The organism is Rhizobium sp. AB2/73, from assembly GCF_020871915.1.
In the GTDB taxonomy this organism is placed as follows: Bacteria; Pseudomonadota; Alphaproteobacteria; order Rhizobiales; family Rhizobiaceae; genus Rhizobium; species Rhizobium dioscoreae.
This window is the reverse complement of the sequence record NZ_CP067072.1, coordinates 559,933-574,195: the sequence shown is the minus strand read 5'-3', so window position 1 is coordinate 574,195 and position 14,263 is coordinate 559,933. Positions and strand designations below refer to the sequence as shown.

The 14,263-nt window shown below is 60.4% G+C and carries 13 protein-coding genes; 10 read left to right on the top strand and 3 right to left on the bottom strand.

Annotated elements, in window-relative coordinates; genetic code table 11:
- Window positions 1-13: 13 nt before the first annotated feature.
- The 4 genes from I8E17_RS22335 (at window position 14) to I8E17_RS22320 (ending at window position 5,177) form a co-directional block, all read left to right on the top strand.
- Window positions 14-1,000: an ABC transporter permease gene (locus I8E17_RS22335; protein WP_069614506.1), complete on the top strand. Its 987-nt coding sequence runs from the start codon at window positions 14-16 to the stop codon at window positions 998-1,000.
- Window positions 1,001-1,009: 9 nt separating this feature from the next.
- Entirely contained in the window at window positions 1,010-2,131 is a 1,122-nt protein-coding gene (locus I8E17_RS22330; protein ID WP_069614507.1) for an ABC transporter permease, read from the top strand.
- A 7-nt stretch (window positions 2,132-2,138) separates the two neighbouring features.
- Window positions 2,139-3,860 (top strand): ABC transporter ATP-binding protein, encoded by a 1,722-nt coding sequence (locus I8E17_RS22325; protein ID WP_069614508.1) that lies wholly within the window; start codon window positions 2,139-2,141, stop codon window positions 3,858-3,860.
- Between the two features lie 129 nt (window positions 3,861-3,989).
- On the top strand, window positions 3,990-5,177 hold the full coding sequence (locus I8E17_RS22320) for a galactarate dehydratase (RefSeq protein ID WP_069614509.1): 1,188 nt from the start codon (window positions 3,990-3,992) through the stop codon (window positions 5,175-5,177).
- 84 nt (window positions 5,178-5,261) lie between these two features.
- Here the strand turns inward: I8E17_RS22320 and I8E17_RS22315 are convergent, their stop codons facing one another.
- The 3 genes from I8E17_RS22315 to I8E17_RS22305 form a co-directional block, all read right to left on the bottom strand.
- Window positions 5,262-6,572: an MFS transporter gene (locus I8E17_RS22315; RefSeq protein ID WP_069614510.1), complete on the bottom strand. Its 1,311-nt coding sequence runs from the start codon at window positions 6,570-6,572 to the stop codon at window positions 5,262-5,264.
- Between the two features lie 157 nt (window positions 6,573-6,729).
- Window positions 6,730-6,936: a KTSC domain-containing protein gene (locus tag I8E17_RS22310; RefSeq protein WP_069614511.1), complete on the bottom strand. Its 207-nt coding sequence runs from the start codon at window positions 6,934-6,936 to the stop codon at window positions 6,730-6,732.
- A gap of 116 nt (window positions 6,937-7,052) precedes the next feature.
- Complete coding sequence (locus I8E17_RS22305) at window positions 7,053-7,484, bottom strand: VOC family protein (protein WP_069614512.1); 432 nt, start codon at window positions 7,482-7,484, stop codon at window positions 7,053-7,055.
- Between the two features lie 69 nt (window positions 7,485-7,553).
- Between I8E17_RS22305 and I8E17_RS22300 the strand changes: the two genes are divergently transcribed.
- The 6 genes from I8E17_RS22300 to I8E17_RS22275 all read left to right on the top strand — a co-directional run bounded on the left by I8E17_RS22300 (window position 7,554) and on the right by I8E17_RS22275 (window position 14,260).
- The gene (locus tag I8E17_RS22300) at window positions 7,554-8,135 is read left to right on the top strand and encodes a TetR/AcrR family transcriptional regulator (RefSeq protein WP_069614513.1); all 582 of its coding nucleotides are present in this window, start codon (window positions 7,554-7,556) and stop codon (window positions 8,133-8,135) included.
- Window positions 8,136-8,333: 198 nt separating this feature from the next.
- On the top strand, window positions 8,334-9,320 hold the full coding sequence (locus I8E17_RS22295) for a BMP family protein (RefSeq protein ID WP_069614514.1): 987 nt from the start codon (window positions 8,334-8,336) through the stop codon (window positions 9,318-9,320).
- A gap of 15 nt (window positions 9,321-9,335) precedes the next feature.
- On the top strand, window positions 9,336-10,760 hold the full coding sequence (locus I8E17_RS22290) for an amidase (RefSeq protein ID WP_069614515.1): 1,425 nt from the start codon (window positions 9,336-9,338) through the stop codon (window positions 10,758-10,760).
- On the top strand, window positions 10,757-12,283 hold the full coding sequence (locus tag I8E17_RS22285) for an ABC transporter ATP-binding protein (RefSeq protein ID WP_113366316.1): 1,527 nt from the start codon (window positions 10,757-10,759) through the stop codon (window positions 12,281-12,283). The genes I8E17_RS22290 and I8E17_RS22285 overlap by 4 nt, the downstream gene beginning before the upstream one ends.
- Window positions 12,273-13,322 carry an ABC transporter permease gene (locus I8E17_RS22280; RefSeq protein ID WP_069614517.1) on the top strand — a complete coding sequence of 350 codons (1,050 nt, stop codon included), beginning with the start codon at window positions 12,273-12,275 and terminating at the stop codon, window positions 13,320-13,322. The genes I8E17_RS22285 and I8E17_RS22280 overlap by 11 nt, the downstream gene beginning before the upstream one ends.
- Window positions 13,319-14,260 (top strand): ABC transporter permease, encoded by a 942-nt coding sequence (locus I8E17_RS22275; protein ID WP_069614518.1) that lies wholly within the window; start codon window positions 13,319-13,321, stop codon window positions 14,258-14,260. The genes I8E17_RS22280 and I8E17_RS22275 overlap by 4 nt, the downstream gene beginning before the upstream one ends.
- Window positions 14,261-14,263: the final 3 nt, after the last annotated feature.

Genomic DNA, 14,263 nt, shown 5'->3' with positions numbered 1-14,263 from the left:
GCGAGAAACAGCCATGCTGGTCTTCATCGGTAAACGCCTCTTGTGGATGATCCCATCCCTTTTCGCCATCAGCTTCCTGGCCTTCGTGCTGATCCAGCTGCCTCCCGGCGACTATGTGACGACCTATATCGCCACGCTCGCCTCTTCGAATGAAGTGGTCGATCAGAACACAGCTGCGCAATTGCGCGAACGCTTCAGCCTCGATCAGCCGATGCTCATCCAATATCTGAAATGGATGTGGGGCATTCTTTCGCGCGGCGATTTCGGTATTTCGTTCGAATGGCAGCAACCGGTCTCGGGCCTGATTTGGGAGCGCATGGCGCTGACGCTCATTCTGGCGCTTGCAGCGCTGATAGCGACCTGGGCGATCGCGCTGCCGATCGGCGTCTATTCCGCCGTCAAGAAATATTCGATCGGCGATTATTTCTTTACCGCCTTCACCTTTCTCGGGCTTGCCATCCCCTCCTTCCTACTGGCGCTGGTGCTGATGTATGTCGCAGCCGTCGAGTTCGGCCAGGATGTCGGCGGTCTGTTCTCCACCGAATTCGAGACGGCCCCCTGGAGCATCGCCAAGATGGTGGATCTGCTCTCGCATTTGTGGCTGCCGGTCGTCATCCTTGCCGTTTCTTCTACCGCAAGCCTCATCCGCGTCATGCGCGCCAATATGCTCGATGAGCTGCCGAAACCCTATGTGACGACGGCGCGCGCGAAAGGCCTCTCCGAGTTCCGGCTGCTGGTCAAGTATCCGCTGCGCATAGCGCTCAATCCGTTCATCTCCACCATCGCATGGCTGCTGCCCAATCTCATTTCGGGCTCAGTCGTCGTCGCGATCGTTCTCAACCTGCCAACGGCGGCGCCATTGCTGCTGCAGGCGCTGATGGCGCAGGACATGTATCTGGCCGGTGCCTTCGTGCTGCTGATCTGCGCGCTGACGCTGATCGGGTCACTCATCAGTGACATTCTGCTTGCCCTCGTCGATCCCCGCATCCGGTTGGAATAGGAGCAGCCCATGGCCGATCTCGCCGTCACAAATCTGCGCCCCGACCGAAACGCCGTCGCCTCGCAATGGCAACTGATCTGGTGGGCTTTCCGCCGCCACAAGCTTGCCATGGTCGCCCTCGTCGTCACCATATTGATGTATATCGTCGCGGTCGCGCCCGGCTTCTTTGCCATCAATGACCCCAATCAGCAGAATGCACGCGCAACCTTTCACCCGCCACAGAAGGTGCATTTCTTCGATACGGACAACGGCTTTTCCTTCGGGCTGCACTACTATCCGCTAAAGCTCACACGCGATCCGGAAACGCTTGCGCCGATCTTCAAGGAAGACACGACCAAGCGCGTCTCAATCAGCCTGTTCGGTCGCGGCTACGAATATTCCGTACTCGGCCTCTTCACGAGCAACATTCACCTGCTGGCCTCCTCGGACAAGACGACACCACTTTTGCTGTTCGGCGCGGATCGGATCGGCCGTGACGTCTTCAGCCGCACCGTCCAAGGTGCGCAGATTTCGCTGTCGATCGGCCTCGTCGGCGTGTTCTTCTCGCTTCTGCTTGGTATCGTTCTGGGAGGAATTTCAGGTTATTACGGCGGAAAGCTCGACTTCTTAATCCAGCGCCTGATCGATTTCGTCCTGTCGCTGCCTACCATTCCGATCTGGCTTGCCATGGCGGCGGCCCTGCCGCAGGGCTGGCCGGCGGCGCTGCAATATATGATGATCACGATCATCCTGTCCTTGACCGGCTGGGCGCAGCTTGCCCGCGTCGTGCGCGGCCGTTTCCTGTCACTGCGCACGGAAGAGTTCGTCTCCGCGGCCAGGCTCGACGGCGCCAGCGAAGGGCGCATCATCTTCCGCCATATGCTGCCGAGCTTCGCCAGCCACATCATCGCCTCGATCACGCTTGCCGTGCCGGCGATGATCCTAGCCGAGACGTCCCTCTCCTTCCTGGGGCTTGGCCTGCAGCCGCCGACGATTTCCTGGGGCGTGCTGTTGCGCGAGGCGCAGAACATCCGCTCGATCGCAACCGCACCATGGCTCTTTCTACCGGGTGTCGCCGTCGTCATCGCCGTCATGGCCCTGAACCTTCTCGGCGATGGCCTGCGCGACGCGGCCGATCCCTACAACAAATGAGGCGGGCATGACCGATATCGTTTCCATGAACACCTCCCGCCCGTTGCTGCAGGTCAAGAATCTCACCGTCGACTTCCCCTTGCGAACGGGTATTTTCCGCGCGGTCGACAATCTCTCCTTTGCGATCGAACCCGGAAAGACGCTCTGCGTCGTCGGCGAGAGCGGCTCGGGCAAATCCGTTACCGCACGCTCGATCCTGCAGATCGTCGATGCCCCCGGCCGCATCACCGGCGGCTCGATCATTCTCAACGGTGCTGGCGGCAGTTCGGTCGATCTCGTCAGACTCAATCCGCGCGGGCGGCAGATCAGATCGATCCGCGGGCGCGACATTGCCATGATCTTTCAGGAGCCGATGGCATCGCTCTCGCCGGTCCACACGGTCGGCGATCAAATCATGGAGGCGCTCCGCCTCCATACGAGGATGAGCAAGACCGAGGCACGCGCCGAGGCGATCTCGCTTTTGAAACAGGTGGAAATCCCCTCGCCCGAAAAGGCGATTGACCGCTACGCTTTTCAATATTCGGGCGGCATGCGTCAGCGTGCCATGATCGCCATGGCGCTTGCCTGCAAGCCGCAGCTTCTGATCGCCGACGAGCCGACGACGGCACTTGATGTCACGACGCAGGCTGAAATCCTCGACCTCATTGCCCGGCTGCAGAAAGGCAATGGCATGGCGGTGCTGTTCATCACCCACGACATGGGCGTGGTCGCGCAGATCGCCGACGACGTGCTCGTCATGCACAATGGCGTCGTCAGGGAATACGGTCCGGTCGAGCAGATCTTCCATGCGCCGAAGGACGATTATACCCGCATGCTGATCGGCTCGGTGCTGAAGCTCGAGAGGAAGGCCGAAATCCGGCTGGCACGACCGCCGCTCGACAAGACCGCTGCTCCGATCCTTGAACTGCGCAACGTATCGATGGCCTTCGGCGAGGTTCGTGCTCTCAACGACGTCTCGATCTCGCTTCTGCCGCGCGAAACGCTTGGGATCGTCGGCGAGAGCGGATCGGGCAAGACGACGATGGGCCGCTCGATCATGCGCCTTATCGATCCGAGTGCAGGCGAAATTCTCTATCGCCGCGCCGATGGCGACGTCACCGATCTCGCAAGCGCCAAGGGGGCGGCCCTTGCGGCAGCGCGCCGCGAGCTGCGCATGGTGTTCCAGGACCCATTCGGCTCGCTCAATCCGCGCATGACGGTCTCGCAGATCATCGGTGAGCCATTGCTCGTCAACGGCATCGCCAGGGGCCGGGCACTCGACGAGCGCGTCTGCCATCTGATGGAACAAGTCGGTCTCGATCCGAGGGCGCGCGAGCGCTATCCGCATGCCTTCTCAGGCGGCCAGCGCCAGCGCATCGGCATTGCCCGCGCCATTACCCTCAATCCCCGCGTGATCGTCGCCGACGAGGCGACCTCGGCCCTCGATGTTTCCGTCCGCTCGCAGGTGCTTGATCTCCTCATGCGCCTGCAGGACGAACTTGGCCTCGCTTATATCTTCATCAGTCATGATATCGGCGTCATCCGCTACATGTGCGACCGCGTCGGCGTCATGTATAAAGGGCGCCTCGTCGAGGTCGGCGATGCCGACAAGGTCTGCAATGCACCCGAACATGCCTATACGCAGGCGCTGATTTCGGCGATCCCGCGCCCCGACCCTCGCGACAGGGATCGCTCGCGGCGGTTCCGCTATGTCGAGCCCGAAACCGTGAAGAACGGGAGCGCGGCTTGATGCCTTCCCTCGACAACGCCGCAATGCCCATTTTCCACGAGCCAGGCTTCGCCGCGATGCGCGCAACGATTTCCCCACCTGCGGCAGCTCCCATGCCGCATTCATGTCAATCGATAGAAGGAAGAGAAGATGAAGATCGACCGCATGCGGGTATTCGTGACCCGCGATAAGGATCGCCCGCGCGTCATCGTGGCGCTGGATACGGACGATGGATTGACGGGCTGGGGCGAGTGCTACAATCACGGCCCCGATTTGGCACTGCCGCCGATTCTCGACTATCTCTACGGTTTCCTCGCCGGTCAGGATCCAAGCCGGATCGACTATCTCGTCAACCTGCTGATCCAGCAGAGCCGCTTCCCGCCGGGCGCGCTTGGGCTTTCGGCGATTTCCGCGCTCGATCACTGCCTCTGGGATCTCTCGGCCAAAGCCCTCAATGTTCCGGTCTACAAGCTGCTCGGCGGCGCGGTGCGCGATCGCATCAAGGTCTATGCCGGCGTCTACACCGCACCGGATGCGCCGGCTGCGCGCGATGAGCTCGACCGTCTGAACGCCGAATGGGGCTTTTCCGCCTTCAAACTCAGCCCATGGCGCATCGACATGCACGCCCATCGCTGGGGCAATGTCGTCAAGGCATCGGCCGACTATTTCCGTTCGCTGCGCGAGACCGTGCGCGACGACTACGAGATCGCCTTCGACGCCCATGCGAAAATCTTCGAGCCGGTCGCCGCCCGCCAGCTCGGCAATGCGCTGGCTCCTTATGACCCGCTTTTCTATGAAGAGCCGCTCCGGCCCGAAAACATCGAGATGTGGGGCGAGCTGAAACAGGGCCTCAATTGCGTGCTGGCGACCGGCGAGTCCCTCTATAATCGCAACGAGTTCCTGCGCCTGCTGCAGGTCAAGGGCGCCGACCTGATCCAGCCCGACATCTGCGTCGTCGGCGGCATCAGCGAGATGCGGCGCATCGCGACGATCGCCGAAGCGCATTTCGTCGGAATAGCTCCGCACAATCCGATGGGGCCGCTCGCGACCGCCGTCAACGTGCATTTTTCGGCCGCCGCACAGAACTTTCGGATACTCGAATACCGGCTGCCGAAGGGTCAGGCCTACGTCTATGGCGGCAACGAAGTCGAACAGCGACAAGGCGAAACCCGCTATGTCGTCGACCCCTATCTGCCGAGGGACGGTTATCTCGAGCTTAGACCCGATCGGCCCGGCTGGGGCGTCGAGATGGACGAAAAGGCCATGGAAGAGGAAGGTTATATCCATTGGCAGCGGCGCGTGCCCAAACGCCCGGATGGTTCCTACGCCTTTGCGTGAGCTTGATATCAGCACCTGAAAAATTGGGGCGGCCGTCGGGCCGCCCCTCTCATTTGGCGGCTGCCTTTGCAAGCATGAGCGCAATCATTTCACGCGGGCTGCGTTCGGATTGCCAAAATCTTCCGGCCGGGGTGTGCGCGGTATCATGCGTCCGATCACAAGGACCAACAGCACCGCAATCAGAAGGCAGGCGGCCAAGAAGAACATCGGCGCGATCGTGCTTCCCGTGGAATCCTTGATCCAGGGCACGACGTTTTGAGCGATGAAGCCGCCGAGATTGCCGACTGAATTGATGGCAGCAAGGCCTGCTGCCGCACCCGCTCCCTGTAGGAAGCGCGACGGCAAGCTCCAGAACACTGGCTGACCCGCGAAGATGCCAGCCGCCGCAATGGAGAGGAAAACAAACTGCAGCGTATGGTCGGGAATAACGGCGGATAACACCAGGCTTACGGCGCCGACCAGCGCGGGAATGACGATATAGGGCGTCTTGGACTCCGCCTTGTCCGCTGCACGCGGCACGGCATAAAGAGCGATGGCGACGAGAATCCACGGGATGATGTTCAGGAAACCGTTCGTCGTGTTGCTGACGCCGAAATTCTTGACGATCGTCGGCAGCCAGTAGCTGAGGCCATAGGCGGCGAGCGGGAAACCGATATAGCAAAGCGCCATCAACAGCACGCGCGGATTGACGAGAGCCTTAAAGCCGTCGGCGGCGTTCTGCTCCATCCCGGAATTTTCCACCGCGAGCCGGTCCTTCAGCCAGTTCTTTTCCGTGTTGTCGAGGAACGTCGCTTTGGATGGCAGATCCGGCAGGTAAAACAGGGTGATGAAGCCGGCAATAATGGCTGGGATACCGGTCACCAGGAAGACCCATTGCCAGCCGGCAATACCATAAAGGCCGTTCAAGTCCAGCAGCACGCCACCAAGCGGCGCGCCGATCGCATTGGCGAAAGCGCTGAAGATCATGAAAAGTCCGACCATCGTGCCGCGATAGGCCGAAGGATACCAAAGGGTCAGCAGATAGAGTACGCCTGGAAAGAACCCGGCCTCGCAAGCGCCCAGCAGGAAGCGAAGAATATAGAACATGGTCGCATTCTGCGTATAGGCAAGCGCGACCGTAACTGCGCCCCAGGAGATCAGAATGCGTGCAAACCACCTGCTGGCTCCGAACCTGTCCAGAAGCAGATTACTCGGCACCTCGAAGATGAAATAGCCGATGAAGAACAGCGACGCGCCAAGGCCATAGGCGTACTCGCTCATGCCGAGCGCATCGACCATCTCAAGCTTGGCGTAACTGACATTCTGGCGATCGATATAGGCGATCAGATAGAGGATGCCCAAAAAGGGCATAAGCCTCCAGGTGATCTTGGAAATAAGCTGCTTCTCATCAATCACGCATCTTCCTCCCTGAAAGGTGGTTATGAGTGACATAGATAGCGCAACTTAGTGTTTATCAATGCGCCGAGACATAAAGCTCGTTCTACTTCGTGATGGAAAACGAACGAGCTGGCTCCTTCAAAGCGAGGACGCCGATCAGCCGGCGGCTCTCACTTCAAGCGACTCGTTCGAACTGGGTGCGGATATGCTCGATATAGTGCTGGCCGGGCGACGGCGCTTTCACCATGGCGATCGCCACCTTCTGCGGAACGCCGGTGAATTGACGTTCCTCGCCGTTCTTGAAGCGGATATAAAGCCGTCCGTCATCCGGGCGGAAATAGACTGATTTGATGATTTTTGACGAAACCGGGAGCTCTTGCATGGGTCACCTTACCTCTGGCCCGTTTTATCGCATGAAAACCGAAATATTGGGTGAAGCGACCTAGTTAATCAAAGATAGAGTCGCATCGCGCGATTTTATCGATTGCGCCCAGCACCTTAACGATTCTGCGGAAGTGCATGCTCGGCATAGAGAGATGCGAACTCCGCACTTGGCGGTACCGGCTTGATGATGTCGATCAAGACGCCGTTCGGATCGGACGTGATGAAATGACGCTGACCGAAATCCTCGTTGCGGACGGCAAGCAGAATCGGCAGGCCGGCCGCCCGCAAGCGCGCATAAACGGCATCGACATCATCTACTTCAAAGTTGAGCAATAAGCCTGCGACCTTACCACGCCCCTGCGGCGGAATCGTCTCATGCTGCCCATTCAGAATGGCGAGATTGACAGCGCTGTCCTCAGCCGACTGTAGATGGACGTACCAATCACTGGTGAAACTCTCCTGGAAGCCGAAATGCTTCACGTAAAAGGCAGCGGTCTCCTCGACGCGCTCAGTCATGATTACCGGATAGTAGCTCGTTACCTTCATGCTTCACTTCCTCCCGTAAAAGACATACAATCTGTCTGTATTATTTCGAATAACATACAGGCTGCATGCATGCAAGATCCGCGCTCCAACCGCGAGAGAACCGAAAAGACCAAGGCTGCACTCATCGCGGCTGCCCGCGCCCTGTTCGTGGAAAAGGGCTATGCCGAGACCTCGACGCCGGAGATCGTGGCCGCCGCCGGCATCACCCGCGGCGCGCTCTATCATCATTTCGAGGACAAGCGTGCGCTGTTTCGCGCAGTTGTCACAGAGGAAGCTCTGGCGGTGACCCGCGCCATAGAAAAGGCAACCCCTGATCATCTTGCGCCCCGCGCCGCCCTGATCGCCGGCAGCAACGCCTATCTCGATGCAATGCGGGTTGTCGGCCGCACGCGACTTCTGCTGATTGAAGGACCGACTGTGCTTGGTTTTGTCGATATGAAGCAGCTGGATGAGGAAACCACCACCCTTACACTGAAACATGGTCTGGAAGCAGCGCTCAGTCGTGGGCAGGGGTCGGATATCGCCGTTGAGGCCCTCGCCGACATTCTCTCAGCGGCCTTCGATCGCGCCGCCCTCGCCATCGATGCGGGGGGTGATGCGGATCGCTATCGCGCAGCGATTGCACATATGATCGACCGTATTGCAGGTTGACATTATGCTTGCTCGCTAGACCACGAACGGTGGTCGCGCGAAAAACAATTGAATACCCGCTCGGGTTATCTAATTCTATCAGCGACGAGCAGATTTCGAGCGCTCCCGCATATTAATTGAGCACGCCAATTGCTTGACACTTTTTTAGCCCCCTCCTATGGTTTTTACCAAATGATCAAAAAGCAGGGGAACTTAAAAATGACCAATGAAATCATACTGTCACGCCGCGCTGTCATCGCATCCGGCATCGCGCTCGGCGTCAGCGCTCTTGCGCCAGTCGCCCGCGCCGCAGCGCCGCTCAAGGTCGCAGGCATTCACGCCTCGCCGGTCGAAAACGCGTGGAACTCCTGTCTTCACAAGGCGCTCCAGGATGCCGCCAAGGAAGGCGTTATCGAATATGTCTTTTCCGAAGGCGTTTCGGGCACGGACTATCCGCGTGCCATGCGCGAATATGCCGAACAGGGCAACAAGCTGATCATCGGCGAGGCCTATGCTGTAGAGAAGGAAGCACGCCAGGTTGCTGCCGACTACCCGGATACGGCTTTCGTTCTCGGGTCCAGCGGCGAGGCTGCCGGGAGCAATTTCGGCGTCTTCGGCACCTGGAACTATGATGGCGCCTATCTCGCCGGTATGCTGGCGGGCAAGATGACCAAGTCGAACGTCGTCGGCTCCGTCGGCGCCATCCCGATTCCCGAAGTCAACATGCTGATCAATGCCTTTGCCGCGGGCGTCAAAGCGGTCAATCCCGATTGCAAGCACCTCGTCTCCTTCATCGGCACCTTCTTCGACCCGCCGAAGGCGCGTGAAGCCGGTCTCGCGCAGATCGACGCCGGTGCCGACGTGCTCTTCGGTGAGCGCATCGGTACGGCTGATGCCGCCAAGGAGCGGCATATCAAATCGGTGGGATCGCTGATCGATTACACGCCGCGCTATCCCGGCACCGTTTTCGCCAATGCCATGTGGTACTTCCGCCCCATTCTCAATGCGGCGATCGCCGACGTCGCCGCCGGCAAGCCCGTCGGCCGCAACTACACGGCCTACGGTCTGATGAAGGAAGGCGGCAGCGACATCGTCTATGTGAAGGGCACAGCACCAGCAGAGGCCGAAGCTGCGATGGAGAAGGTCCGCGCCGACATCAAGGCCGGCAGCTTCGAAGTGCCGAAGATAGCGGATCAGCCGAAGTAATCCTTCGGCTCGATCATGACCAGACCGTCATTCACTGACGCCACGGAGCTGGCCGGCGCGATCAAGTCCGGCAAGCTTACCTGTGTGGATGCCATGCAGGCGGCGCTTGCCGCCTGCGCCATGAAAGATGAGCTTGGAGCCATTACCTATGTCAATCCTGAAGCCGGGCTTGCGGCAGCGCACGCCATGGATAAGGAAGCCTCGCAGCATCCGGAGCGTTTTGCGTTGCGGCCGTTCTCAGGCGTGCCGACGGTTGCCAAGGATCTCGGCGGCCCCTTCCCGGGACTGCCGGTGACGGCAGGCTCGCGCCTCTTCGCCCGCACGGGTCAAGGCGCGGACAGCGATTTGGCAGAGCGTTTTCGCGATGCCGGTCTCTGCGCCTTCGGCTTGACCACCAGTCCGGAATTCGGTTTTTCCCTCACTTCAGAGCCCGCAATCGGTCCGATCTGCCGAAATCCCCTGGACCAAGGCAGAACGGCCGGCGGCTCTTCGGGCGGTGCCGCGGCCGCAGTTGCCGCCGGCATCGTGGCGATCGCGCACGCGACGGACGCGGGCGGCTCGATCCGCGTGCCGGCCGCCTGTTGCGGCCTTGTCGGGCTGAAACCGACTCGCGGCGCCGTGCCCGCCGGCCCCTCCTTCGGCAATCATCTCGGCGGGGTCGCCAGCGAACTCGCAGTCACCCGCTCGGTACGCGATACCGCACGGATTTTCGATGCCGTGCGAGGTCGAACACGAGGACCGTTCGCGGATATCACTCAATCCGCGCCCAAGACGGGTAAGCTTCGCATTGGACTCCTTGCAGACACCGGCCAGCGTTACGCAATCGAACAGGATCGGGCCCAAGCGGTGGAAGCAGCGGCCAGTTTCCTCGAAAGCCGGGGAAACGAGCTGATATCCATCCGTTGGGATGAGATGGAAAGCGCCGTTCAAGCGAGCGCACGCGCTTTTGGTGATATCATTTCCGTCAATATCGCCCACCTGATTGACGATCTCGAACTGGACACGCGTCTCACCGAGACGATGACGCAAGCCTTCATCATGCGCGGACGCGCCATGCCGGCAACAGTCCTTTGGAGCTCCCTCAATGGCGCCGTGAAGGCTAGCCGCATTCTGTGGGAAATCTTCGACAGGCTCGACGTCATCGTCATGCCGATGCTCGCTTCGGCACCGCCACCCATCGGGTCCTTTCCGACGGATCATTCGGACACTCAATTGCACCTCGAGCGCATGACATCCTTCGCCCCTCTTGCCGCGCTCGCCAATATTTCCGGTTTTCCGGCCATCACACTTCCCTTCGGCGAGGATGCGGAAGGATTGCCGCTGCCGGTCCAACTGATGGCCCCCATGGGTGAGGATAAGCTGTTGCTGCAGCTTGCATCCGCGCTCGAGGCTGAGCAACGTTGGCAGCATCGCTACCCGATTGCAGGCTTTCCGGCATGACCATCCCTGTCCTTTCCATCGAAGGTGTCAGCAAACGCTTCGGCAGCACGATTGCCAATGACAATATCTCGCTGTCTCTAGCAAAGGGTGAGATCGTTGCCCTGCTCGGCGAGAACGGCGCCGGCAAGACGACACTGATGAGCATCCTCTTCGGGCACTATGTGCCCGATGCCGGTCGCATCCTGATCGACAATGCGGAATTGCCGCAGGGCAAGCCGCGCGCGGCGATCCGGGCCGGCGTCGGCATGGTGCATCAGCATTTCTCGCTCGCGCCGAACCTGACTGTGCTGGAAAACATCATGACGGGCACGGAGGCACTTTGGTCGCTCAAGTCCCAAACGGCAGCGGCCCGCAACAAACTTCTGGCGATTGCCGAACGCTTCGGTTTGAAAGTCGATCCGGATGCCCGCCTCGGCGATCTCTCGGTCGGCGAACAGCAGCGGGTGGAAATCCTGAAAGCGCTCTACAACGATGCGCGCATCCTGATCCTCGACGAGCCGACCGCCGTTCTCACTCAGATCGAGGCAGAAAAGCTCTTTTCGACGCTGAAACAGATGGCCGCACAAGGCCTGTCCTTGATCTTCATCTCGCACAAGCTCGATGAAGTCATGGCGACGGCCGATCGCATCGTCGTCCTGCGCGGCGGCAAGGTCGCGGCCGAAAGACAGGCATCTCAGACCAGCAAGGCCGAGCTTGCGGAACTGATGGTCGGACATCGAGTCACACGCCCGACCCGCGAAGCGTCGACGCCGGGCGACATCGTGCTCGAAGCTCGCGATATCATCGTCAAGACCGGTGGCGTCGAACGGTTGAAAAATATCAGCTTCCATGTCCGGGCCGGCGAAGTTCTGGGGATCATTGGCGTATCGGGCAATGGTCAGGCGACCTTGGGACAAATCCTGTCCGGCACGTCGAATCGCTCATCCGGCGAGCTTCTTCTGTTCGGCAAGCCCGTCGGCGATCTCGACGTTGCCGCGATTATCGAGGCTGGCATCGGGCGCATTCCGGAAGACCGAAACCGTGATGGTGCCATCGGCGAAATGGCGATCTGGGAGAATGCCGTGCTCGAGCGCCTGCCTTCCTATTCGAAGCATGGTCTGGTCGACAAAGGTGCCGGCATGGCCTTTGCGCAGGAGATCATCGAGGCATTCGACGTGCGCGGCGGCAATGCTGCGACACGCACCCGGCTATTATCGGGCGGCAATATGCAGAAGCTGATCCTCGGTCGCAATCTCCATGAGCGACCACGAATCCTGATAGCCGCCCAGCCAGCGCGCGGGCTGGACGAAGGTGCAGTGGCCGCCGTTCACGGACGCATTCTGGAAGCGCGCCGACAGGGCACTGCCGTTCTCTTGATCTCGGAGGACCTAGACGAGGTCATTGCATTGGCCGATCGCATCCAGGCAATCGTCGGCGGACGCCTTTCGGCGCCTATCGATGCCGATAAGGCCGATGCGCGCCTGCTGGGACTGATGATGGCGGGAGAATGGAAAGAAAAGAGTGGGGTCGATCATGCGATTTGAACGGCGCGAGCACCGTCCACTGTCTATGATGATCCTCGCTCCTGTGCTTTCGGTCATCGCAGCCCTTGCACTCGCCGGCATACTGATCGCGATTGCCGGCGCACCGGTCCTCGAAGCCTATCGGCGGATTCTGCTTGGCGCATTCGGCTCTCGGCTTTCAGCTACGGAGACGTTGACGCGCGCCACACCGTTGATACTAACAGGTCTCGCCGCCGCGGTCGCCTTTCGCGCCCGTCTGTGGAATATCGGCGCCGAGGGACAATTCTATTTCGGCGCCATTGCCGTTGCGGCCTTCGGGTCGAAAATGCTCGCCGACCTGCCCGGCCCGATCCTTATCCCGCTCTTGATGGTGATCGGCGCCATTGCCGGCATGGTCCTGATCCTCCTGCCACTATGGCTGCGGCTGCGCTTTTCCGTCGACGAAGTCGTCACCAGCCTTATCCTGAATTTCATCGCCATTCTCTTCGTCTCCATGCTGATCGACGGCGTGCTGAAGGACCCGACGGCATTTGGCTGGCCACAATCCCAGGCACTTGGGGATCACGCCATGCTGCCGAAGCTGATTGCGCGATCGCGCCTTCATATCGGTTTTGCAATTGCGATCATCATTGCGGCAATCGTCTATTTCGTTCAGTCGCGTACCGTTTTCGGCATGCAGTCGCGGGCAGCGGGCCTCAATCCCTCGGGCGCCGCTTTTGCCGGCGTTCGTCTCGGTTCGACCCTCGTCAAGGTCGCCTGTCTTTCGGGCGGGCTTGCCGGCCTTGCAGGCGCCATCGAAGTCATGGGTGTCAAAGGTTACGTCACGACCGATCTGTCCCCTGGCTTCGGCTATGCCGGCATCGTCGTCGCCATGCTAGCAAACCTCAACCCGCTTGGCGTCGTTCTTGCGGCGATCTTTACCGCCACCATGTTTGTCGGCGCCGACGGCATGAGCCGCAGTCTCGGCATCCCCACCTATATCGCCGACGTCACGGTGGCCCTGTCGCTGCTGACGATGCTGATCGCCTTGTTCTTCACGCAGTACAGGATCCGCCGATGAACACGCTGTTCGACATCATCGCATCGGCCGGGCTTTGGGCTGCCGTGTTGCGGATTGCGACACCCTTGATCTTCGGCACGCTCGGCGCGCTTCTTTGCGAGCGGGCCGGCGTTCTTAATCTCGGCATCGAGGGCATCATGACCTTTGGCGCGATGATCGGCTGGCTCTCCGTCTATCACGGTGCCGATCTGTGGACCGGCCTTCTCATCGCGGCGATTGCCGGCGGCATTTTCGGGCTTTTGCATTCGGCCCTGACGGTGACGCTTGGCCTGTCGCAGCATGTTTCCGGCCTCGGCGTGACGCTTTTCGCATCCAGCTTCAGTTACTACGTCTTCCGGCTGATCGTTCCCGTCGCCGGGACGCCGCCAACCATCACACCGTTTCAGCCGATCGCCATTCCCGGGCTTTCCACCCTGCCCTTCATCGGCCCCGCTCTCTTCACGCAGACCGCACCGACCTATCTCGCGATCCTGGTGGCGCTGGTCATGGCCTACCTCATCTTCCGCACTCCGGTCGGGCTTGCGATCCGCATGACCGGCGAAAATCCGCATGCGGCCGAGGCCCAGGGTCTCAACCCGATGAGGATCCGCTATGGCGCCATCATCGCCGGCAGTGCCCTGATGGGCATGGGCGGCGCTTTCCTGACGCTTTCCGCCTTCAACAGCTTCTTTCCGACGATGGTGCAGGGACGCGGCTGGATCTGCATCGCGCTCGTCGTCTTTTCGTCCTGGCGGCCGGGCCGGGCGCTGTTCGGTGCCCTGCTCTTCGCCTTCTTCGATGCATTCCAATTGCGCCTGCAAACCGCGGTGCAGGGCGTGCCCTATCAGCTCTTCCTGATGACGCCCTATATCCTGTCCATCGTTGCCCTAGCCGTCATGAGCAGGCGCGCCCGCGTGCCGCAGGCGCTGATGCAAGCCTATCGCCGTGGCGAAAGATAATCC

Coding starts and splice junctions, on each gene's coding strand:
- I8E17_RS22305 (WP_069614512.1), bottom strand. CDS start 7,484: ATGAAGGTAACGAGCTACTATCCGGTAATCATGACTGAGCGCGTCGAG.
- I8E17_RS22275 (WP_069614518.1), top strand. CDS start 13,319: ATGAACACGCTGTTCGACATCATCGCATCGGCCGGGCTTTGGGCTGCC.
- I8E17_RS22335 (WP_069614506.1), top strand. CDS start 14: ATGCTGGTCTTCATCGGTAAACGCCTCTTGTGGATGATCCCATCCCTT.
- I8E17_RS22320 (WP_069614509.1), top strand. CDS start 3,990: ATGAAGATCGACCGCATGCGGGTATTCGTGACCCGCGATAAGGATCGC.
- I8E17_RS22310 (WP_069614511.1), bottom strand. CDS start 6,936: ATGCAAGAGCTCCCGGTTTCGTCAAAAATCATCAAATCAGTCTATTTC.
- I8E17_RS22290 (WP_069614515.1), top strand. CDS start 9,336: ATGACCAGACCGTCATTCACTGACGCCACGGAGCTGGCCGGCGCGATC.
- I8E17_RS22300 (WP_069614513.1), top strand. CDS start 7,554: ATGCAAGATCCGCGCTCCAACCGCGAGAGAACCGAAAAGACCAAGGCT.
- I8E17_RS22325 (WP_069614508.1), top strand. CDS start 2,139: ATGACCGATATCGTTTCCATGAACACCTCCCGCCCGTTGCTGCAGGTC.
- I8E17_RS22295 (WP_069614514.1), top strand. CDS start 8,334: ATGACCAATGAAATCATACTGTCACGCCGCGCTGTCATCGCATCCGGC.
- I8E17_RS22330 (WP_069614507.1), top strand. CDS start 1,010: ATGGCCGATCTCGCCGTCACAAATCTGCGCCCCGACCGAAACGCCGTC.
- I8E17_RS22285 (WP_113366316.1), top strand. CDS start 10,757: ATGACCATCCCTGTCCTTTCCATCGAAGGTGTCAGCAAACGCTTCGGC.
- I8E17_RS22280 (WP_069614517.1), top strand. CDS start 12,273: ATGCGATTTGAACGGCGCGAGCACCGTCCACTGTCTATGATGATCCTC.